Below are 21,202 nucleotides of genomic sequence, written 5' to 3'. Positions count from 1 at the left end.
AGGGAGGAGACATGACCACCGTTCTCGAACGCGCGCCGACCGATCCGGAGGCCCGGGCCGACTGGGCGCGGCGCCACACGCTGACCCGCTACGTGCCGCACAGGGTGATCCGCGAGGCGCGGCCCGACGGCACGATCCGGCTGCGCTCGAGCTACGATCTGCCCGAGGCGGTCGCCAATACCGGCGCCTGGCTGCACGAGTGGGCCGGGAAGGCCCCCTACCGCGTCGCCGTCTCGGAGCGGCCGGTCGAGGGGCCGGGCTGGCGCAACGTGACCTATCACGAGCTGCTGCAGCAGGTGCGTGCCATCGCCGCGTCGCTGCTGGCGCGCGGGCTGGGACAGCAGGACACCATCGCGATTCTGTCGGGCAACGGGCTGGACCACCTGCTGCTGTCGCTAGCGGCGCAATACGTGGGCGTGCCCGTCGTGCCGCTGGCCGAGCAGTATTCGCTGATCCCCGAGGCGCACGGGCGGCTGATCTACGTGCTCGACAAGGTCACGCCGAAGATGGCCTTCGTCGATGACGCCGCGCGCTACGCCTCGGCCATCGCGCTGCCGGAGCTTGCCGATGTCGAGGTCGTCGCCGCGCGTGGCAGCGCGGCGCGGAAGCTGACGATGATGTCGGAGCTGCTGGAGGGCGCCGACACCGACGTCGACGCCGCGCACGCCCGGGTCGGCCCCGATACGCTGGCCAAGATCCTCTTCACCTCGGGCTCGTCATCGGACCCCAAGGGGGTGCTGACGACGCATCGCATGATGTGCGTGAACCAGGTGCAGATGGGCGTCGCCCTGCCCTTCCTGTCGGACCATGCGCCGCGCATCACCGACTGGCTGCCGTGGAACCACGTCTTCGGCGGGTCGCACAACGTTAACATGATGCTCGCGCATGGCGGCACGCTGACCATCGACAGCGGCAAGCCCACCGGCAAGGGCTTTGCCACGACGCTGAGGAACCGCACCGACCGGCCGGGCACGCTGGCCTTCAACGTGCCGGTGGGCTGGAACATGCTGACCGAGGCCATCGGCGATGACATCGAGCTGCAGCGGCACCTCTTCCGCGATCAGCAGCTGCTGTTCTACGCCGGCGCCTCGCTGCCGCAGGACGTGTGGGAGGCGCTGGAGCGCTTCAGCTTCGAGGCGCGCGGCGGGCTGCCGATGATGATCTCAAGCTGGGGGCTGACCGAGACGGCGCCCGCCTGCCTGATGGTGCACGAGCCGATCGGCCGCTCGGGCGTGATCGGCGTGCCGCTGCCGGGGGTCGAGGTCAAGCTGATCCCCGACGCGGACCTGCGCTGCGAGATCCGGGTGAAGGGGCCGAACGTCATGACGGGCTATTTCAACGACCCCGAGCGGACCGCGGCGGCCTTCGACGAGGAAGGGTTCTTCATCACCGGCGACGCGGTGCGCTTCGTCGATCCCGCCGACCCGGACCGGGGGCTGGTCTTCGACGGGCGCGTCTCGGAGGACTTCAAGCTCGACACCGGGACATGGGTGCAGGCGGGCAACCTGCGCATGGCCGCGCTCAAGGAGCTCGCGGGCCTCGCGCAGGACGTGGTGATCTGCGGCCACGACCGGGGCGAGGTCGGGCTCTTCGTCTTCCCGGTGCCCGGCAGCACCGGCGCGGATGTCACCGAGGGCGCGGTCACCGACCCCGAGCTCATGACCCGCGTCGAGCTGCGCCTGCGCGAGATGAACGCGCATGTCACCGGCTCGGCCAAGCGCATCACGCGGGCGATCATCCTCGCCGAGCCGCCCTCGCTCGAGCACCACGAGGTGACCGACAAGGGCTCGCTCAACATCAAGAAGATCCTGACCCGCCGGGCCGAGCTGCTCGAACGGCTCTACGACAACGAGGACCCGGCGCTGATCCGCGTCTGAGGCCCCGAGAAGGAGGACACCATGGTCGATTTTTCCAAGGTTCGCGCCATCGACATCCACACCCACGCCGAGGAGCCCTGCGGCTGTCACACCGACGACGGCTACGACGAGCTGCAGAGCACCATGGCGCAATACTTCGGCGCGCCCTGGTCGCATCCGCCGACCATCCCCGAGACGGCGGCGCATTACCGCCAGATGAACATCGCGGCGGTGATCTTCCCGGTCGATGCCGAGCGCGAGACCGGCTACCGGCGCTATTCCAACGACGAGGTGCTCGAGCAGGTGGCGCAGCATGACGACGTGCTGATCCCCTTCGCCTCCATAGACCCGTGGAAGGGCAAGATGGCGGTGCGCGAGGCGCGGCGGCTGATCGAGGCGCATGGCGTGCGGGGGTTCAAGTTTCACCCCACGATGCAGGGTTTCTTTCCCAACGACCGCATGGCCTACCCCTTCTACGAGGTGCTGGCGGAGCATGGCTGCACCGCGCTCTTCCACACCGGGCAGACGGGCGTGGGCTCGGGGATGCGCTCGGGCAACGGGATGCGGCTGAAGTATTCCAATCCGATGCATCTCGATGACGTGGCGGTGGATTTCCCCGACATGAACATCATCGCAGCGCACCCCTCTTTCCCCTGGCAGGAGGAGGCGCTGTCGGTCGCCCAGCACAAGCCCAACGTCTACATCGACCTCTCGGGCTGGTCGCCGAAATACTTCCCGCCGATCCTGGTGAAATACGCCAACTCGATCCTGAAGAAGAAGATGCTTTTCGGGTCGGACTGGCCGATGATCGCGCCCGAGAAATGGCTGAACGCCTTCGACAAGGCCGAGTTCAAGGACGAGGTGCGTCCGCTGATCCTCAAGGAAAACGCCATGCGGCTGCTGGGGGTGTCATGACCGCCTTCCATGCGCCCGTCGACGACATCCTCTTCTCGCTGCGCCACGTCGCGGGCGCGGATCGCCTGCCCGACTGGGACGACGACCTCGCCGCCGAGATCATCACCCATTTCGCGGCCTTCGCCGAGGGGCGGATCGCGCCGCTCGACGCGCCCGGCGACGCGCAGGGCTGCCGGTTCGAGAACGGCCGCGTGCGCATGCCCGACGGCTTCCCCGCGCTCTACGCCGAGCTGGCCGAGGGCGGCTGGCAGGGGCTGTCGGCGCCCGAGGCCCACGGCGGCATGGGCCTGGGCGGCGCGGTGCTGGCGGGCGTGTCCGAGATCTTCACCGGCGCGAACCATTCGCTGCAGATGGTGACCTCGCTGGCCCACGCGGCGAGCGCGCTGCTGCTGCGGTTCGGCACCGAGGCTCAGAAGGCGGCCTTCATCCCGCAGCTCGCCTCGGGCGGCTGGCTGGCGACCATGTGCCTGACCGAGCCAGGGGCCGGGTCCGATCTTTCGGCCATCCGAACCCGCGCAACGCGCGAGGGCGCGGGTTGGCGGCTCGAGGGAGAGAAGATCTTCATCTCGGGCGGCGACCAGGACATGACGGAGAACATCCTGCACCTCGTGCTGGCGCGCACCGGGCCGGCCGAGGCGGGGCTGCGGGGGCTGAGCCTTTTCGCCTGCCCGGCCGTGCTGGACGGCGCGCGGCGCAACGCGGTCAAGGTCACGCGGATCGAGGAAAAGCTCGGGCTGCACGCATCGCCCACCTGCCAGCTGGCCTTCGACGGCGCGGCGGCGGAGCTCGTGGGCGAGGAAGGCGGCGGGCTGACGGCGATGTTCGCGATGATGAATCACGCGCGGCTCGACGTGGGGCTTCAGGGCGTGGCGCATGCGGCCCGCGCCGCCGACCTCGCGCGGCGCTACGCCGAGGAGCGCAGGCAGGGCCGCGACGGCACCGGCGCGGTGGTGAGCATCGACCGCCACCCGGACGTGGCACGCATGATCGACACCTGCGACGCGCTGGCCCTCGGGGGGCGGGCGCTGTGCCACATCACGCTGGTGGCGCAGGAGCTGGGCACCGCGCGGGACTTCGTCGAGTTCATGACCCCGGTCTGCAAGTATTTCTGCACCGAGGCGGGCACCCGGGCGGCGGATCTGTCGATCCAGGTGATGGGCGGCTACGGCTACCTGCGGGAATACGGCGCCGAGCAGAACTGGCGCGATGCCCGCATCTGCGCGATCTACGAGGGCACCAACGGCATCCACGCCCGGACCAACGCCACGCGCTCGCTGACGCTGAACGATGGCGCCGGCGCGCGCGCCTTCGCGGATTTCCTGCGCGAGAGCGGGTCGGAGCTGGCCGAGGGCGCGGCGTCCTGGGAGGCCGAGGCGCGGCGCATCGCCGGCTCAAAGGAGGCGCAGGCCGAGGCCCATGCCTTCATGGAGGAGACCTGCGAGCTGGCCTACCGCGCCGCCTGGGCGCGAATCGCGGCCGTTGCGGGCCGCTCGGCCGATGCCGCGCGGCTGGCGCGGCTGGCCTCGGGCGTGCCGGGGCGCGGGCGCCCGCGGCGGGCGGCCGGCTGAGCGATTTCGCCCCGAGGGCTGATCCGCCCCGTCAGAGGGCGCGGCCCTTGCCCTCGGTCGCGCCATCTGCGCCGTGATGCGCGAGATCCTCGAGGATCGGGCAGTCGGGGCGGTCGTCGCCGGCGCAGCAGCTCACCAGTTCGGCCAGCGTCGCGCGCATCGACTGGAGCTGCGCGATCTTGTCGTCGATCTGCTGCAGGTGCTCTTCGGCGACGCGCTTGACCTGCCCGCTCTCGCGGCTCTCGTCCTCGTAGAGGGCGATCAGGGTGCGGCAGTCCTCGATGGTGAAGCCCAGCGCGCGGGCGCGGCCGAGGAAGGCCAGCTTGTGCAGGTCCTGTTCGCGGAACCGGCGATAGCCGTTCTCGCCGCGCTGCGGGCGGATCAGGCCGATCTCCTCGTAGTAACGGATCGTCTTGGCGGGCAGGCCCGAGCGTTGGGCGACATCTCCGATGTTCATGGCAGTCCTCCTTTCACTCTGCGGGCGCCTGTGCCGCGTGGGCGGCCGGGCGCGTGGCGGTCCGCTCGTCCATGGCGGGCACGATGCGGCGCAGGCGCAGCGCGTTGGTCAGCACGAAGACCGACGAGAGCGCCATGGCCCCGGCGGCCAGCATCGGCGAGAGCAGCAGGCCGAAGGCCGGGTAGAGCACGCCGGCGGCGACCGGGATCAGCGCGGTGTTGTAGCCGAAGGCCCAGAACAAATTCTCGCGGATGTTGCGCATGGTGCGGGTCGAGACCTCGAAGGCGTTGACCACGCCGCGCAGGTCGCCGGACATGAGCACCACGTCGGCGGACTCGATGGCGACGTCCGTGCCGGTGCCGATGGCGATGCCGACGTCGGCGTGCGCCAGCGCGGGCGCATCGTTGATGCCGTCGCCGACGAAGGCGACCTGGCGGTGCCCCTCGCGCAGTTCATCGAGCGCGGCGACCTTGCCGTCGGGCAGGACGCCCGCGATGACATGGTCGATGCCGGTCTCGCGCGCGATGGCCTCTGCCGTCTCGCGCTTGTCGCCGGTGATCATCGCGACGGTCAGGCCCTTGTCGTGCAGCGCGGCGATGGCCTCGCGGCTGGCGGGCTTCACCGGGTCGGCCACGCCGATGACCGCGGCGATGCGGCCGTCGATGGCGGCAAAGAGCGCGGTGCGGCCGCGGCTGGCAAGCTCGGTCTCGCGCGCCGCCAGCGCGCCGGTCTCGATGCCCTCGCGGGCCATCAGGCGGTCGGCACCGACGAGCACCTCGACGCCGTCCACCGTGGCGCGCACGCCGTGGCCGGTGACGGAGGCGAAATCCGTGGCCTCGGCGCGAGGGGCGCCCTCGGCGCGGGCGGCGCGGACGACGGCCTCGGCGATGGGGTGCTCGGAGCGCGCCTCGACCGCCGCGATCTTCGACAGGACGTCGGCGCGCTCGACCCCCTCGGCCAGCACGAGGTCGGTCATCTCGGGCCGTCCCTCGGTCACGGTGCCGGTCTTGTCGAGCGCCACGACGCCCACGGAGGCGAGCTGCTGCAGCGCGTCACCCTTGCGGAAGAGCACGCCCATCTCGGCCGCGCGTCCGGTCCCGACCATGATCGAGGTCGGCGTCGCGAGGCCCATGGCGCAGGGGCATGCGATGATGAGGACCGAGACCCCCGCCACCAGCGCCAGCGTCACCACGGGCGACGGGCCGAAGACCAGCCAGACCAGCACGGTCAGCAGCGCCGCCGACATGACGGCGGGCACGAACCACAGGGTGATGCGGTCGACCAGCCCCTGGATCGGCAGCTTGGCGCCCTGCGCCTCCTCGACCATGCGGATGATCTGCGAGAGCGTGGTGTCGGCGCCGACGCGGGTGGCGCGGAAGGTCAGGCTGCCCGCGCCGTTCACGGTGCCGCCGGTGATCGCGTCGCCGGGGCCCTTCTCGGCCGGGACCGGCTCGCCGGTGAGCATGCTTTCGTCGACGTGGCTGGAGCCCTCGGTGACCTCGCCGTCCACGGCGATGCGCTCGCCCGGCCGCACGAGGACCATGTCGCCGGCCGAGAGGTCGTCGACCGAGACCTCGACGCTTTCGCCGCCCCGCATGACGCGGGCGGTGCGGACCTGCAGGCCCAGCAGCTTGCGGATCGCCGCGCCGGTGCGGCCCTTGGCGCGCGCCTCGAGAAAGCGGCCGAGCAGGATCAGCACGACGATGACGGCGGCGGCCTCGAAGTAGACGGCACGCACCGCCTCGGGGAGCAGCGCCGGAAGGAAGGTCGCCACGACCGAGTAGACGTAGGCCGCCCCGGTGCCCACGGCGACGAGGCTGTTCATGTCGGGCGCGCCCTTGAGCAGCGCCGGGATGCCCTTGCGGTAGAACATGCGCCCGGGGCCCGCGAGCACCAGCGTGGTCAGCACGAACTGCAGCACCCAGCTGGTCTGCTGGCCGATGGTGGCGTCGATCCAGTGGTGCACGGCGGGAAGGACGTGGCCGCCCATCTCGACCAGGAAGACCGGCAGGGCGAGCGCGGCGGCCAGCGCCGTCTGGCGCAGCAGGCCGCGCGCCTCCTCTTCCTTGCGGGCACCCCGATCCTCGCCGCCGGAGGCCTCGGCCACCGTGGCGGGGTAGCCGGCCCCTGCGCTGGCGGCGGTCAGATCAGAGGGCGTGACCGTGCCTTCGGCGTAGGTCACCGACGCGGTTTCCGAGGCGAGGTTCACGTTCACCTCGAGCACGCCCGGCACGGCCTCGAGCGCCTTGTCGACGCGGCCCACGCAGGAGGCACAGGACATCGACTCGACGTTCAGCGTCACCGTCGCCCGGCGCGCCGGGTAGCCGAGGTCGTCGAGCGCTTCGACCGCCGCGCCGACACGCGCGGGATCGTCGACGGTCATGCGGGCGGTTTCCGAGGCGAGGTTGACCGAGACGTCATGGACCCCCTCCAGCGCCGCCAGACCACGATCCACGCGCCCCACGCAGGAGGCGCAGGACATACCCTCGACGGAGAGAGTGACGGGCGTTGGTTCGGGCATGACGGCCTCCTTGATTCCTCTTGGCTGCCCCTCATGTGGGGCCTCCAGTCACTGGAAGGTCAAGCATGCGGATGAATTTTCTTCGCGGTGACCGGCCCTCTTGACCTTCCACCCGCTGGAATCCTCATATCTGCGGCGAAGCAAACGCAAGGAGACGTCGCGATGCAATTCAACGTGCCCGACATGAGCTGCGGCCATTGCACGGCCGCCATCGAGAAATCGGTCAAGGCCGCCGACCCCGGCGCCGATGTCGCCTGCGACCTGGACACGCACCGGGTCAGCATCGACAGCGTCCTCGCGCCGGAGCAGGTGAGCGCGGCGATCAAGGACGCGGGCTACGACGCGCAGCAGGTCAGCGCCTGAGACAGGCGCCTGCCCGTCCCGGGCCGGGGGCACGGGACGGGTCTGCACGCACGCGGCGCGTGGGCCTCACGCGTCGAGGCTGCGCACCATGTTGCGAAGCTGGAACTTCTGGATCTTGCCGACCGCGGTCTTCGGAATCTCGCGGAAGAGCACGCTTTTCGGCGTCTTGAAGCCCGCCAGCCGCTCGCGGCAGAAGGCGATGATCTCGTCTTCGCCGGCCTCTTCGCCGTCGCGGAGTTCGACGACGGCGCAGGGCACCTCGCCCCACTTCGGATCGGACCGCGCCACCACGGCGGCGGCCGCGACGGCGGGATGGCGGTAAAGCACCGCCTCGACCTCGACCGAGGAGATGTTCTCGCCGCCGGAAATGATCACGTCCTTGAGCCGGTCGCGGATCTGCACGTAGCCGTCGGGCTGCACCACGGCGGCATCGCCCGAGCGGAACATGCCGCCCTCGAAGGCCTCGTCGGTCGCCGCCTGGTCCTTGTAGTAGCCCTTCATCACCGTGTTGCCCCGGATCGAGATCTCGCCCTGGGTCTCGCCGTCCTTCGGCACCTTCTGCCCGGTCTCGCGGTCGACCACGTCGACGGCCTCGACCATCGGGAAGCGGACGCCCTGGCGCGCGCGGCGCTCGGCGGTCTCCTCGGGCTCGAGATGGTCCCAGACGGGCTGCGGCAGGCATTGCAGGATGTGGCCGTAGGTTTCCGTCAGGCCGTAGACATGCATGACGTCCATGCCCATCGCGTCGGTCTTCTCCAGCACCGAGGGCGGCGGGGGGGCGCCGGCGGTGGTGACCTGCAGGCGCGGCTCGAGCGGTTCGTCGGGCGCGGCATCGCTTTCGGCCATCATCTGCAGCACGACCGGGGCCGCGCCGAAATGGGTGACCTTCTCACGCCTGATGGTCTCGAAGAGGTCCTCGGGGCTGTTGGAGGCCGGAAAGACCAGCGTGCCGCCGACGATGGGCGCCTTCCAGAGGTGGCCCCAGGCGTTGCAGTGGAACATCGGCACGACGGACATGTAGACCGGGTGATGCGCGACCTGCCAGGCCGCGACGGTGCCCAGCGCCATCAGGTAGGCGCCGCGATGGTGGTAGACCACGCCCTTGGGCCGGCCGGACGTGCCGGAGGTGTAGTTGAGCGTGATCGCGTCCCACTCGTCGTCGGGCAGCCAGCTGCCCTGCCAGGGGTCGGCCTGCAGGAGCGCGGCATAGTCGTCGGCCGCCCCGCCGATCTGCAGCACGCGGGGCGCGTTTTCGGCCAGCGCCAGCGCCTCTTCCAGCAGCGGGCGGAGATCCTCGCTCACCAGCACGACGCGGCTGTCGGAGTGGTCGAGGATATGCGCGATGGTCTCGGCTTCGAGCCGGGTGTTGATCGTCGAGAGCACGCCGCCCGAGACCGGCACCGCGAAGTGCAGCTCGAAGAGCTCGGGCATGTTGGGGGCCAGCGCGCTGACCGTGTCGCCCTTGGCGATACCCCGGTCCGCGAGGCCCTGCGCCACGCGCGCCACGCGGTCGGCGGTGTTGGCCCAGCTGCGCCGGGTGTCGCCGTGCACCACGGCCACGACATCGGCGTGAACCTCGGCCGCGCGCTCGAGGAACGACACCGGCGACAGCGGAACGTAGTTGGCGGCGGCCCTGTCGAGGGCGCTGAAATTCTCCTGCATGCAAGTCTCCCACTCTGCCCCGGGCGGATCAGGTGTCCGGGTGTTATTCCCCCGTCTGTGCAGGGGTTTGGCCGTCGATATCGCGCGGCCAAGGTCGGATGTCCGGCGGGATCAGTCCCGCCGCGGCCCGTGATCGGACGCAGGCCAGTCTAGGCCGGGCTCTGCGGAGTGGCAATCTTGCGGGGTGGAAACGGGAACCGGGCGGGCGCCGGATGATCCCGGATGCGGCACCTTTTGCGAGCAATCGGCGCCGGGGGACGGGACAGCCCTCGGGCGCACCACATGACTGGGCGCAGGGCAAGAGACGGCGGATGGCCGGCCACCGTAACGGCGGCTATCCCTTTGGGCGGCGGTTCATTTTCGGAGATTACTGGCTGGGGTGGCAGGATTCGAACCTGCGGTACGCGGTACCAAAAACCGTTGCCTTACCACTTGGCTACACCCCAACCGTGGCGCGGGTCTTACGATACCCGATCAGGGGGATCAAGACCCGGAAATCGAAAAAATGCCATCGATTTGGCGGGGGGTCACGAACCTGCCGGCGGCGCCGTCTCGGCCTGCATGGCATATTGTGCGCGCCCCCTGCGTTTGGCCTCGTAAAGCGCCGCATCCGCCCGGTCGAGAACGGCCGATGCCGGCGGCATGCCGTCGCTCAGCGCGATTCCGATGCTGGCGGAGATTCTCGCGAAGGCGTCGTCCAGCGGGATCGGCCGTTCGATCTGGCGGATCATGCGGCCGGCCAGGTCGCACAGGACCTGCGGCTCGGTGAGATCCTCGAGCAGGATGACGAATTCGTCGCCGCCGACGCGGGCCACGGTGTCGTTCTTGCGCGTCGCCTCGAGCATGATGTCCGCGACCGCCTGCAGCACGCGATCGCCGGCGGGATGTCCGTGGGTGTCGTTCGCCTGCTTGAAGAAATCGAGGTCGATATGCATCAGCGCGAAGGCGGTCGCGTCGCGCTGGAGACGCGCCAGCACCCGGGTCAGGGCACGGCGGTTCGCCAGTCCTGTGAGCGGATCCGTGTAGGCGCGCCGTTCCGCCGCCAGCATCGCGCCCTGAAGCCGCCGGTTCAGCGTGCGCGATGCCTCCATCGCGGCGGATTTTGCCTCGACCAAGTAGAGCATGTCGATGGCGAGGTCGGTCACCGCGAAATCGGTGCTGGTCAGGGCGTGGTCGCGCACCGCGTCGACCACGCCGATGCCGAAGGAAAGGTTCATGATGACGCCCCCTGCCCCGTCAGGCATGGCCAGCCCCTTGAGCGCCGTCGACCGCCCGTCGTGCAGGCGCAGCTGCAACCTGCGCCCCGCAAGCGACAGCAGCCCGCCCGAGTCGCGCACGGCGCCCGGGCGGTAGATGTGGAAGAGCGTGGTGAAATGCGCGCCGGCAAGCGGGCCATCGCCCATGAGCTTGGCGAAGGTCGGCCCGGCCCCACGAACGATCCCCTCGGAGTCGAGGTGCAGGTGCATCGGGCAGAGGGCATCCAGCGTCTCGGGCGGCAGGCTCATGGGATGGAACTGGCCCGCGGGACCGGCAGGGGCGCGCCCAGCTCGAAGGCGCGACCGCTCGCGAAATCGGTCTGGATCACCACGATGTCGACGGTTTCGCAGCCGGCCTCGGCGCCGCGATGATCGAGGATCACGAGCGCGCCGTAGTCGTCGGCCATGGCGCGCAGCACGCCCACCAGGACGTGCCCGAACCCCGTGGGTTCGCCCGTGGGCGCGGTACACCGCAGGCAGAAGGCCCTGCCCGAATGCCCCTCGAGCTCGAGGTCGGGAAGGCGCAGGTCTGGCACCGCGAGCCGGGCGCGGCCCGGCAGCTCCTCGAGCGAGTGCAGGAAGTCGATGAAATCGACGCCGCCATAGCGCATCAGGCGGCGCAGCCCCTCGTTGTTGGCATGGGTGATGAGGTAGGTGCCGATATCCTCGAGAATCGTATCCGCAGGCTTGGCCAGCAGCGCCGTCGCCTCGGAAAGCACGCGCACGACGAGGCCCGTCTCGTAGTCGAGCATGGCCTCGAACCCGGGCAGATCGAGCCCGGACCGGCCGGCGATGTCCTGCCAGGCGGCTTGCCCGTATGTATCCTGCAGGAAGCATTGCAGCGTCCTCGCGATCAGCCCGTGCATGGCGACCCGTTTCTGGTGATCCGGTGTTGATGCAGGCTATCGCAGGAGGTCTTAACCGAACCGCAAAGACTCGAATTTTCCTCAAAAATCCAGGCGCCGGGCGCCTAGGCGGCGCGATCCCCCAGCCAGCCGGGCAGATGGCCGATGTCGGGCAGCACGACGTCGGCCTGCGAGGCAAGGTCCTCGGCCGCGGCGGGCCCCGTCAGCACGCCCACGCATTGCATCCCCGCCGCGCGGCCGGCGATCAGGTCATGCGTGCTGTCGCCCACCATGACGCAGCGTGCCGGATCCAGGCCAATGCTGCGGGCGAAGGCCAGAAGCGGCGCCGGGTCGGGCTTCGGCCCCGTGGCCGCTGTCGAAGCCCGCGACGAAATCGAAGGCCTGCGTGATCCCGGCCGTTTCGAGATGCGCCCGCGCGGCGTATTCGGTGTCGTTCGTCATGACCCCCAGCACGAGCCCCATCTGCCCGAGCCGCGCCAGAAGCGGGGCCAGCGGCACCGCCTCGGCCAGCGGCGCCTCGGCCGCGGAAACCATAAGAAAATGCTCGACCTCCTCGACGGACCGGTCGGGCAGCACGCGCGCGAGGCAGGCCGCCGCCTCGCGGTTGGTGCCGGCGATGATCGGGCTGTCGGGAAGGAACCGACCGGCGACGAGGTCGAAACGCGCGGAGTCCGCCATCGCCTCGAGCCGGTCGGCGACGCCGCCCGAGAGCGTGCGCATGGCGTCCAGCGCCCAGACGCTCCAGGTCGCGTGGAAATCGAAGAGCGTGCCGTCCTTGTCGAAGAGCACCGCCTCGGCGCGCAGGCTCATGTCCAGTGCACCTCGCCGCCGCCCGGCAGCAGCGCGCGCGCTTCGCGCGGCGCCTCGTAGCCCAGGTCGTGCGACTCGCAGAAGCCGCGCACCCAGGCATCGTCCATGAGGATGAAATCCAGCACCGCGCCCTGGAATCCCGGGTCGGACAGGCCCGTGCGGAACTCGGCCTCGGAGGCACCGGTCGCGCCGAGGAAGACCGGCAGAAGCTCATCCTCGCCCGCAAGCCAGGCCACCGCCTGCAGTCCGATCATCTCGGCGGCCTCCCGCGATATCGCCATTTCGTCCCATTTCCGAAAGAGTTTGTTAACCAGTCGGAATGAAAACTGGCAACGAACGCGGATGCAAGCCCTCGTGCAACGGGGAGAGACGATTCGCCCAGGGACGCGGGGGCCATGACCGCCAGGATTCTCATCGCCGACGGTGTATCGACCAACCGGATCGTGCTGCGGGTCAAGCTCAAGGCGGCCTACTACGACGTGCTGCAGGCCGGCACCGGGGCCGAGGCGCTGACCTGCGTGACCAAGGAGCGGCCCGACCTCGTGATCGCCGCGGCCGACCTGCCGGACATGGAGGGAAGCGATTTCTGCCATCGGCTGCGCAACCTGCCACGCGGCGCCGAGACGCCGGTGATCCTCACCCGCGGCACGCGCGACGCCGAACGGCGGCTGCGGATGCTGGCGGCCGGGGCGGACGACGTCCTGAGCCGTCCGCTGGACGAACACATGCTGCTTGCGCGACTGCGCAGCCTGCTGCGCGCCCGCCATGCCGAGGAGGAATTGCGCCTTCGCGACGACACGCGCCGCGCGCTGGGGCTGGCCGATCCGCCGGCGGGCTTCGAGGCGCCATCGCGCATGGCGCTGGTGCCGACGCGGCCCGACCGGTCGATCTTCTCGGCGGCCTCGGCGCTGCGCGGCTGGCTGCCGGACCGGATCGAGGTTCTCTCCGCCGACAAGGCGCTGCGCTCCGAGAGCCCGGCGCCCGAGGTCTTCGTGATCGTCGATACCGGCAGCGCCAAGGCCGAGGGGCTGGCGCTGCTGACCCTGATGCGCGGCAGCTCGGCGCTGCGCCGGTCGGCGATCGTCTATGCCGCAAGCGCCGATCGCCCCGACGACGCGGCGCGTGCGCTCGACCTCGGGGCCAACGACGTGCTGGCGGGCGGGATGGATGTCGAGGAACTGGCCATCCGCGTGCCGCGGCAGGTCCGGCGCAAGCGCACCGCCGACCGGCTGCGCGCCAACATGCGACAGGGCCTGCGCGCCGCGCTGACCGATCCGCTCACCGGGCTGTTCAACCGCCGCTACGCCCTGCCCCACCTCGGACGGCTGGTCGAGCGCTGCAAGCGCACCGGCCGGGGCTTTGCCGTGATGGTGCTCGACATCGACCACTTCAAGCGAGTGAACGACCGCCACGGCCACACCGCCGGGGACGCGGTGCTGGTCGACCTGGCCGAGCGGCTCTCGACCAACCTGCGCGCCGCCGACCTGGTGGCGAGGATCGGGGGCGAGGAATTCCTGGTGGCCATGCCCGACGCGGACCGCGAGGCCGCCGTGCGGACCGCCGAGCGGCTCTGCCGCGTGATGGCAGCCGACCCTGTGCGGCTGCCGGGCGCGCAGGGCGGCGCGATCCCGGTGACCCTCAGCATCGGGGTCGCGCTGGCCGGAGGCGGCGCCTGCGACACGCCGGAAGGACTGGCCGACCGGGCGGACCGGGCACTCTATGCCGCCAAGAACGCGGGACGAAACCGCGTGGCGGTGGCCGAGGACCTGGACGCGGGCCACGATGTCCCGCCGCCGCGCTTCGGCGCGGCAGGGTTCGGCGCGGCCTGAGCGCCGCCCGGTCCGCGCCGGCTCAGTCGCGGTCGCGACGGTGGTGCCGGATCTTTTCCGCGATGCGCTCGAGCTCGGCCTCCATGCGGTCGGCATAGGCCGCGCGCGCCTCGGCCGGCATGGCCTCGAGCGTCTCGACCAGCACGCGCTGGCCGGTCCGCTGCCGGCGCTCCGCCGACTGCGACTGGCGGTCGAGCATGGCGGCAAAGGCCTCGGCGTCGAAGGGCTCCTGCCGCAGAAGGTCCACGCCCTCGCGGTAGGCATCGAGGAAACCGCCGCGTTCGGAGCGGTCGCGCTGCACCGTCTCGCGCATGCGCGCGCCCAGCGCGTGGCGCTGGTCCTCGGTCAGAGCGCGCGCATAGGGCGTGACGAAGTCGCGCCCACGCGGCGGCGGCGGGTGATCCGGGCCGAAGAAGGCAAAGCCCGCGACCACCCCCAGCACGGCGAGGTTCACGGCCAGCGAGCCGAGCAGCAGCAGGCGCATCCAGAGGGGCGCACGGCGCGAGGTGTCGACGGAGGGATCGGACATGCTCAGAGCTCCAGCATCGCGAAGTCGAACCCGCTTGCCGGGTCGAAGGTGGTATAGCCCGCGTTGGCGGTGTCGCCCGGCCACCATTGCGCCACGCCGTCGGGCGAGGCGACCCCGATCCAGAGGCCGGCCGCGCAGGCCGCCGCGAGGCCCGCCATGGCGGGCCAGCCGCCGATCTGCCCCAGCAGGTCGCGCAGGCGGCCGCGCCGGGCCGGCGGCGTCACGGCGGCCGAAACAGCCGCCGGCTGCTCTTCGAGCGCCAGGGCCTCCATCCGGGCCATCCAGTCGCCATCGGGGCGCGGCGCTGCCTCGCGGCCGGCCTCGAACCAGGGGGCCAGAGGGCCCTCGTCATCCCTGCGCCTGTCAGTCATCGTCATATCCCAACTCCGCGCGCCGGCCGAGCAGAAGCCCCTCCAGCGCCTTGCGGCCACGCGCGGTCAGACTTTCGACCGCGCGCACGCCAATGTCCATGATCCCGGCGATCTCGGGGTTCGAGAGCCCCTCGAGATGCCGCAGCACCACTGCCTGTTTCTGCCGCTCGGGCAGCGCGTCGAGCGCCGCCTGCAGGGCCGCGTCGCGCGCCCGGCTCTGCATCGCCTGCGCCGCAGAGGGCGCCGGGTCGGGCGGCTCGGGCACGTCGTCGAGGCCCACCTGCCGTCCGCGACGCCGGCGGATCCGGTCGATGCAGAGGTTCGTGACCACGCGGTAGCACCAGGTCGAGACCTTCGCCTCGCCCTCGCGCCAGCCCGGTGCCGCGCGCCAGAGCCGCAGCAGCGCCTCCTGCGCGACGTCCTCGGCCTCGGCACGGTCGCCCAGCATCCGCATCGCGGTGCCGAAGAGCCGCGGCCCGAGCCGCGCGGTCAGCGCGCGCGCCGCCGCGGGCTCGCCGGCGGCATAGGCGGCCAGCAGCTCCTCTTCCGTTCGCTCGCTCATCGCGTCATAGGGCATCCGGTTCGTCCCCGGGCGCAACCCCCAAGGCCGCGCCCGCGCAGAGGTCCGGGCCCCGAAGGACCCGGACCGCGGGCCGCAGGTCAGTTGTTGCGGTGCCAGCCGTCGCCGTCGCCACGGCCGCCGTGCTCGCCGCGATGATGCTCGCCGTCGTGGTAGCCGCCGCCGCGGCGCATGCCGTCGTGCATCCGCCCCTGCTTGTCGCCGCGCATCTCTCCGCGCATCTGGCCGCGGAGCTCGTCGCGGATCTCGGCGCGCATCGCCTGCAGCCGCTCGGCCTCGGCTTCGGTCACGGTGCCGTCGCCATCGAGGTCGAGCCGGTCGAACATCGCCGCCCGCTCGGGGCCGCGACGGCCCGACTGCAGCTCCTCGAGGCTCAGGCTGCCGTTCTCGTCGGCATCCAGCCGCTGCAGCATCATGCGCTGGCGCATTTCCTTCCGAGCGGCCTCGCGCGCGTCCATGTAGGCGGCGATCTCGTCACCCGAGAGCGCGCCGTCGCCATCCGCATCGGCTGTCGAGAAGGCACCGGCCGGGCCCATGGCGTCGAATTCCTCGCGCGTCACCTGCCCGTCTCCGTCGGCATCCGCGGCGAAGAACATGGCCTGCATCATCTGCGGGCGCGCACCGGCGCCCTGGCCCTGCTGACCGGCCGGAAAGGCCGCGGCGAGGCTCGCGCCCCCCATCACCAGAATGGCCGCACCTGCGAGCAAAGTCGTCTTGCGTGTCATGCCTGCAATCTCCTGTCTTGGCTTTGTGCCGGCGCCCCCTTGGCCGCCGGTCTGATCCTTTCACGCGGGGCCGCGGGGTTTCCGTCGGAGATTCCGGAAAGCTGCATCACCGCTGCGTGATTTGCGACATCGGGACGCAAGGACATTCTGCGCCCTTCAAATGCGTTCACGGCTGCATCACCTTTCGCCGACACGCGACGGGGACCTACATGACCAGCATGCCGCAGATCGATCAACACAGCCACGCCGAGCCGGCGCAGCCACGTTCGCCCGACCCCGCCGACGCGCCGCTCGACGGCGCCCCCGCCGTGGCACCCGCCGCGTCGGCCGAGGAGGAGCGCCCGACCTGGCCCGCCGTCTGGAAGGGCTTTCGCCGCCGCTGCCCGAACTGCGGCAAGGGGCCGCTGCTGCGCAGCTACCTCAAGGTCCGCGATCATTGCCCGGTCTGCCGGCAGGAGCTGTTCCATCACCGCGCCGACGACGGGCCGGCCTACCTGACGATCCTGATCGTCGGGCACATCATGGCGCCCGCGCTGCACATCAGTTTCGTCACCTGGCGGCCCGAACCGCTGACGCTGGTCACCATTTTCCTCATTGGCTGCGTGGGCCTCTCGCTGTATCTCCTTCCCAGGCTCAAGGGGGCGATCGTCGGCTTCCAGTGGGCGCGATACATGCACGGCTTCGCCCGCACGCCCTGAGCGGCGTCTCCGGCGGCGCGGCCGGCAGGGCAGGAGAGAGCATGACAATCGACAAGACGGCCATCCGCGACGCTGCGACGGTGATCGTCTTGCGCGACCGCCACACGAGCCCCCGCGTGCTCATGGGCCAGCGCGGCGCGACGGCGGCCTTCATGCCCAGCAAGTTCGTCTTCCCGGGCGGTGCCGTGGATGCGCAGGACGGGGCGGTTCCGCTGGCCGCACCCCTGACGCCGCTCTGCGCCGCGCGCCTGGCCGAGGACGCGCGCCCCGGCCTCGCGCATCCGCTGGCGGTCGCGGCGATCCGCGAGCTCTGGGAAGAGACCGGGCTGATCCTGGGCCGTCCCGGCGACTGGGCCGCCCCGCCCACCGACTGGCGCAGCTTCGCGGCGACCGGACATGTTCCGGATGCCGGCGCGCTGCAGTTCGTCTTCCGCGCCATAACGCCGCCCGGCCGCACACGGCGGTTCGACGCGCGCTTCTTCCTCGTGGATGCCGATGCGCTGGCGACCGATCCGGACGATTTCTCGGCCGCCTCGGACGAGCTGAGCGCGCTGCAATGGATCGCGCTGGACCGGGTGCGCGAGTTCGACCTGCCCTTCATCACGGGGGTCGTCATGGCCGAGATCGCCGCCCCCGCGCAGAGCGGCGCGCCGCCCGCCTCGGTGCCGTTCTTCCGCAACGACGACGAGGAAAGCCTCTTCCTGCGGCTGAACGGTCAGCCCGCGTCCGAGTGAGGTCGGTCGCGGCTCGGCCTGTTCAGAGAAAGCCGCGCCAGGCCAGCACGACCAGCAGCAGCGTGCCCACCACGAGCAGGTTGAACATCACCGTGCCCAGCCGCTTCAGCAGGATGTGACGCCGCCGTTCCGCGGCATCGACGGTCTTGAGGTGGCTCTCGACGCGGCCGGCGGCATCCTCGACGGCGCCCATGTCGATCTGCCGTGCGAGCCGGGGGTGGCCGGACATGTGCCGCGCCTCTGTGACGCGCGCCAGATCGGCGCGCAGCTGGCGCGGCATCATCCGGCGGGCGCGTGCCGCGCGTTTCTCGAAGCCGCCACGGCCGAGGCCAAGGCGCGTCTCGAAGAGCTTTTCCAGCCGCGTGACGTGCTGCGAGAGTCGGGGATCGATCACCGGTGCCATGCCCCCATCAGCCGCAAATCGCGCCCCGATGCAAGGGGCGCCACCGGGCCCCGCTCAGAGTCTCGACAAAAGGTCGGTTTTCTTGGCCTCGAACTCGGCATCGCTGAGGATGCCCTTGTCGCGCAGCGCTGCGAGCTTCTCGAGCAGGCCCAGGATCTCGTCGGCGCTGTCCTGCGAGGGCAGCCCGGCGGGTGCGGCCGGCACCTCGGCCGCCTGCGGCGTGGCGGGCGCCTGCGGTTCTGCCGGTGTCTGCGGTTCAGCGGGCGCCCGGGGCGTGGCGGGCCTCTGCGGTTCCGCCGGCGCCTGCGGTTCGGCGGGGCTGCGGGGCTCGGCCTCGGCCGGCTGCGCGGGGTCGGGCCCGGCGGGCTGGGTGTCGACCCGGTCGAGATCCGAGAGCCGCACGAGACCGTGCTGGCTGGTAAAGGTCAGCGTGCGATCGCCGCTCTGCTGCTGCGACACGCCCGAGATCATGTGGTCGCCGGTGTCGTAGACCTCGACCCGGTCACCCACGGCGATGGCGAGCCGCCGCGTCGCGGGGAAGACCGCGTAGCGCATGTCGTTCTGCGCCCCGCTGGAGCTGGGGCTGCCCAGCTCGGCCGGCCAGGGCGCCGTGCCCGAGCCCGGCACGAAGAGGCTGGTCATGCCGCCCGTCCCCTGCCCCTGCGACTCGGACTGCGTTTGTGTTGCGGGCGCTGCGAAGACCCCACCTGCGCCCAGCGCATTGGATATCTCGGCGCAGACGGCATCGACCTTGGCCTTGAGCGCGTTGTTGAACATGTCGCCCACCATGGTCATGCCACCGGCGGACCATTGGCCCATCCCGCCCAGCTCGGGGTGGTTGAACTGCGCTTGCCGTCCCCCACCCTGCGCGACGGCGAAGAGCAGCGTCTCGACCGCGCCGGTGGAAAGCCCGTGGCGGGCCGCAATATCGGCGACCAGCGCGTCGCCCTGGGAAGTGAGACGGGTCATGAGGGCCTCCAGCCTGTGAGCCTCGTCACCGCTAGCACGGCGCGGGCGGCGCGGCCACGGTCTTTGCGCCCGGGCGGCGGGCTTTCGGCCCGGCCGTGCCCAAGGACGCATCGGACCCCTCGCCGCGGCCAGATCACGCTTTTCCTTTGCCGGCGTTCTGCCTAGACAGGTGCCATGCTGAACACGATCCTCCATGGCTCGCCCACCGATCAGCCGCCGCTGCTGATTGCCCACGGTCTTTACGGCTCGGCCCGCAACTGGGGCGTCATCGCCAAGCGCCTGTCGGACACGCGGCAGGTCATCGCCGTCGACATGCGCAACCACGGCGAGTCGGCCTGGACCGAGACTCACACCTATCCCGAGATGGCCGAGGACCTGGCCGAGGTCATCGCCGAACACGGCGGCCGGGCGGACGTGCTGGGCCATTCGATGGGCGGAAAGGCGGCCATGTGCCTGGCGCTGGCGCATCCCGACAAGGTGTCGCGGCTGGTGGTGGCCGACATCGCGCCGGTCGCCTACACCCATTCGCAGATGCAGTTCATCGAGGCGATGCGCGCCGTGGACCTGTCGAAGGTCGAAAAGCGCTCGGACGCCAACGACCAGCTGGCCGACACGGTCGAGATGCCGGCGCTGCGCAGTTTCTTCACGCAATCGCTGGACCTGCGCGAAAAGCGCTGGGTGCTGAACCTCGACGTGCTGGCCGAGAGCATGGACAAGATCATGGGCTTCCCCGAGGTATCCGGACAGTTCGACGGCGAGACACTGTTCCTGTCGGGGGCCGAGTCGGACTACGTGCAGCCCGAGCACCGCGAGCGAATCCGCGCGCTCTTTCCTGAGGCGCGCTTTGCCAAGCTGCCGGGCGCCGGGCATTGGCTGCATGCCGAGAAACCGCGCGATTTCGAGGCGGCCGTGCGCGCCTTCCTGGACATGACCGCCTGACAGTTTCGGAAAACCCGAAACAGGCGATCCCTCTTCCCGAAAAGCCGCGCAGGCCGCTTGATCGTCCCCGGGGCGCGGGGGCTATCTCCGCGGCATGTGCCCTGCCCGCTCTCCCGGCCTAGCCGCCCTCCAGCAGCCGCAGCTCGCCCTCGAGCCAGGGCAGCTGGCGCAGCGCCGGGTCGATGACCAGTTCCGAGACCAGTTTGCGCATGGTGCGCGCGACGTCGCGCGGCACGCGGTCGGCCCAGTCCGAGGCCGAGAAGAGCGAGATCGTGCGCGCGAAGGCGGGGAACGGCAGGCGGTGCGCCTCGAGCCGGTCGTGGAAGCGTCCGGCGCGCATGTAGCCCAGCGGCGTGGTGATGCCCCAGCCCATGCCGCGCGCCACAAGCGTCATCAGCGACAGGTGCGCGCCGATCTCGAAGCGCTCGGGAAAGCTCAGCTTCTGGCGCTTGAGCTGCGCCTCGACCTGGCGGCCGATGAGCTGCTCGCGGTCATAGCGCAGGAACGGCAGACCGGTCATCAGCGCCTCGATCCCGCCGGCCTCGGCCACGGCGCCGCGCCGGCAGACGAGGATGAAGGGATCGTGGACCAGCGGATACTCGATGACCCCGTCCATGACCGCCCCCGGGCTGGCCGCGATGGCGATGTTGAGCTTGCGGTCCTGCATCGCGCGGGTGATCTCGTGGCTGGGCGCGGTTGTCAGCTTGAAACGGCAGCGCGTCATGTTCTCGGCCAGGATCGTGACCAGCTGCGGCGTCAGGTCGTTGTCGAAGTCGTCGATCACGCCAAGGCTGAGCGTGCTGAGATGCGTGAGGTCCATGACCGTGAGTTCGTTCTGCGCGAGCCGCAGCTGGCTCAGCACGGACTGCGTGCGGGTCAGGAACGAGCGCCCCGCCTGGGTCAGCTGCATCGGGCGCCGGGCGTGGTCCACGAGGTCGGCGCCCAGCGCCGTCTCGAGGTTGCGCATCTGCTGGCTGACGGCGGGCTGGCTGAGGCCCGTCATCTCGGCCGCCTGAGCCACCGAGCCTGTGGCGGCGAGCGCCTCGAAGACCTCGAGCCCGCGCAGCGTCACCCCTTTCATCAACATGATCACCCCCTGACGCGCCGCGCGACCTTTGCCTTTTCTGAATTCATCCCCTCACTGCGTCAAG

General features: G+C 70.7%; 21 protein-coding genes, 1 tRNA gene and 1 pseudogene. 8 read left to right on the top strand and 15 right to left on the bottom strand.

The features are described from left to right. Positions 1-11: 11 nt before the first annotated feature. From SALMUC_RS04835 to SALMUC_RS04825, 3 genes are read left to right on the top strand one after another with little or no spacing between them, the layout of a single operon-like run. On the top strand, positions 12-1,877 hold the full coding sequence (locus SALMUC_RS04835; protein WP_020041383.1) for a feruloyl-CoA synthase: 1,866 nt from the start codon (positions 12-14) through the stop codon (positions 1,875-1,877). Between the two features lie 21 nt (positions 1,878-1,898). Further along, positions 1,899-2,771, top strand: a complete 873-nt coding sequence (locus SALMUC_RS04830; protein WP_020041382.1) for a 4-hydroxyphenyl-beta-ketoacyl-CoA hydrolase — start codon at positions 1,899-1,901, stop codon at positions 2,769-2,771. After that, positions 2,768-4,339, top strand: a complete 1,572-nt coding sequence (locus SALMUC_RS04825; RefSeq protein WP_020041381.1) for an acyl-CoA dehydrogenase family protein — start codon at positions 2,768-2,770, stop codon at positions 4,337-4,339. Before SALMUC_RS04830 ends, SALMUC_RS04825 begins: the two co-directional genes overlap by 4 nt. Before the next feature lie 31 nt (positions 4,340-4,370). Here SALMUC_RS04825 and cueR read toward each other — a convergent pair whose 3' ends face one another. Next, positions 4,371-4,796, bottom strand: a complete 426-nt coding sequence (gene cueR, locus SALMUC_RS04820; RefSeq protein WP_020041380.1) for a Cu(I)-responsive transcriptional regulator — start codon at positions 4,794-4,796, stop codon at positions 4,371-4,373. A gap of 13 nt (positions 4,797-4,809) precedes the next feature. Beyond that, positions 4,810-7,317: a heavy metal translocating P-type ATPase gene (locus tag SALMUC_RS04815; protein WP_020041379.1), complete on the bottom strand. Its 2,508-nt coding sequence runs from the start codon at positions 7,315-7,317 to the stop codon at positions 4,810-4,812. Positions 7,318-7,479: 162 nt separating this feature from the next. Between SALMUC_RS04815 and SALMUC_RS04810 the strand changes: the two genes are divergently transcribed. Next, a complete protein-coding gene (locus SALMUC_RS04810; protein WP_020041378.1) occupies positions 7,480-7,680 on the top strand; it encodes a heavy-metal-associated domain-containing protein in 201 nt (66 codons plus the stop codon). Positions 7,681-7,746: 66 nt separating this feature from the next. Here SALMUC_RS04810 and SALMUC_RS04805 read toward each other — a convergent pair whose 3' ends face one another. The 6 genes and pseudogenes from SALMUC_RS04805 to SALMUC_RS04780 form a co-directional block, all read right to left on the bottom strand. Then, entirely contained in the window at positions 7,747-9,342 is a 1,596-nt protein-coding gene (locus SALMUC_RS04805) for an AMP-binding protein (protein ID WP_020041377.1), read from the bottom strand. Between the two features lie 371 nt (positions 9,343-9,713). Continuing rightward, a tRNA-Gln gene (locus SALMUC_RS04800) sits at positions 9,714-9,788 on the bottom strand. An 81-nt stretch (positions 9,789-9,869) separates the two neighbouring features. Then, entirely contained in the window at positions 9,870-10,847 is a 978-nt protein-coding gene (locus tag SALMUC_RS04795) for a GGDEF domain-containing protein (protein WP_020041376.1), read from the bottom strand. Then, complete coding sequence (locus SALMUC_RS04790; protein ID WP_020041375.1) at positions 10,844-11,464, bottom strand: heme NO-binding domain-containing protein; 621 nt, start codon at positions 11,462-11,464, stop codon at positions 10,844-10,846. Before SALMUC_RS04790 ends, SALMUC_RS04795 begins: the two co-directional genes overlap by 4 nt. A 104-nt stretch (positions 11,465-11,568) precedes the next feature. Further along, positions 11,569-12,274: pseudogene (locus SALMUC_RS04785) on the bottom strand (HAD family hydrolase). Then, positions 12,271-12,555 carry a DUF3572 domain-containing protein gene (locus SALMUC_RS04780; RefSeq protein WP_020041373.1) on the bottom strand — a complete coding sequence of 95 codons (285 nt, stop codon included), beginning with the start codon at positions 12,553-12,555 and terminating at the stop codon, positions 12,271-12,273. The pseudogene SALMUC_RS04785 and the gene SALMUC_RS04780 overlap by 4 nt, the downstream one beginning before the upstream one ends. A 114-nt stretch (positions 12,556-12,669) precedes the next feature. On the opposite strand from SALMUC_RS04780, the gene SALMUC_RS04775 reads away from it, so the two are divergent. Then, complete coding sequence (locus SALMUC_RS04775; protein ID WP_020041372.1) at positions 12,670-14,103, top strand: diguanylate cyclase; 1,434 nt, start codon at positions 12,670-12,672, stop codon at positions 14,101-14,103. A gap of 22 nt (positions 14,104-14,125) precedes the next feature. On the opposite strand, the gene SALMUC_RS04770 is transcribed toward SALMUC_RS04775, so the two are convergent. From SALMUC_RS04770 to SALMUC_RS28000, 4 genes are all read right to left on the bottom strand, one after another. Further along, positions 14,126-14,632 (bottom strand): periplasmic heavy metal sensor, encoded by a 507-nt coding sequence (locus SALMUC_RS04770; protein ID WP_020041371.1) that lies wholly within the window; start codon positions 14,630-14,632, stop codon positions 14,126-14,128. Positions 14,633-14,634: 2 nt separating this feature from the next. Further along, positions 14,635-15,003 carry a hypothetical protein gene (locus tag SALMUC_RS04765; protein ID WP_245584661.1) on the bottom strand — a complete coding sequence of 123 codons (369 nt, stop codon included), beginning with the start codon at positions 15,001-15,003 and terminating at the stop codon, positions 14,635-14,637. Continuing rightward, entirely contained in the window at positions 14,996-15,580 is a 585-nt protein-coding gene (locus SALMUC_RS04760) for an RNA polymerase sigma factor (RefSeq protein WP_020041369.1), read from the bottom strand. Before SALMUC_RS04760 ends, SALMUC_RS04765 begins: the two co-directional genes overlap by 8 nt. Positions 15,581-15,663: 83 nt before the next feature. After that, a complete protein-coding gene (locus SALMUC_RS28000) occupies positions 15,664-16,308 on the bottom strand; it encodes an EF-hand domain-containing protein (RefSeq protein WP_020041368.1) in 645 nt (214 codons plus the stop codon). 218 nt (positions 16,309-16,526) lie between these two features. Between SALMUC_RS28000 and SALMUC_RS04750 the strand changes: the two genes are divergently transcribed. After that, a complete protein-coding gene (locus SALMUC_RS04750; RefSeq protein ID WP_084513909.1) occupies positions 16,527-17,006 on the top strand; it encodes a DUF983 domain-containing protein in 480 nt (159 codons plus the stop codon). 41 nt (positions 17,007-17,047) lie between these two features. Further along, positions 17,048-17,740: an NUDIX hydrolase gene (locus SALMUC_RS04745; protein ID WP_020041366.1), complete on the top strand. Its 693-nt coding sequence runs from the start codon at positions 17,048-17,050 to the stop codon at positions 17,738-17,740. Positions 17,741-17,762: 22 nt separating this feature from the next. Here SALMUC_RS04745 and SALMUC_RS04740 read toward each other — a convergent pair whose 3' ends face one another. Both SALMUC_RS04740 and SALMUC_RS04735 read right to left on the bottom strand, forming a co-directional pair. Continuing rightward, on the bottom strand, positions 17,763-18,143 hold the full coding sequence (locus tag SALMUC_RS04740) for a hypothetical protein (RefSeq protein WP_020041365.1): 381 nt from the start codon (positions 18,141-18,143) through the stop codon (positions 17,763-17,765). A 54-nt stretch (positions 18,144-18,197) separates the two neighbouring features. Further along, on the bottom strand, positions 18,198-19,112 hold the full coding sequence (locus SALMUC_RS04735) for an SHOCT domain-containing protein (protein WP_020041364.1): 915 nt from the start codon (positions 19,110-19,112) through the stop codon (positions 18,198-18,200). A 174-nt stretch (positions 19,113-19,286) separates the two neighbouring features. On the opposite strand from SALMUC_RS04735, the gene SALMUC_RS04730 reads away from it, so the two are divergent. Beyond that, positions 19,287-20,051, top strand: coding sequence for an alpha/beta fold hydrolase (locus tag SALMUC_RS04730; protein ID WP_020041363.1), 765 nt, complete (start codon positions 19,287-19,289; stop codon positions 20,049-20,051). A gap of 118 nt (positions 20,052-20,169) precedes the next feature. Here SALMUC_RS04730 and SALMUC_RS04725 read toward each other — a convergent pair whose 3' ends face one another. Further along, positions 20,170-21,138: a LysR family transcriptional regulator gene (locus tag SALMUC_RS04725; protein WP_021119838.1), complete on the bottom strand. Its 969-nt coding sequence runs from the start codon at positions 21,136-21,138 to the stop codon at positions 20,170-20,172. Positions 21,139-21,202: the final 64 nt, after the last annotated feature.

The sequence above is a fragment of the Salipiger mucosus DSM 16094 genome, assembly GCF_000442255.1.
GTDB lineage: Bacteria > Pseudomonadota > Alphaproteobacteria > Rhodobacterales > Rhodobacteraceae > Salipiger > Salipiger mucosus.
This window is presented reverse-complemented; position numbering and strand designations above follow the sequence as displayed.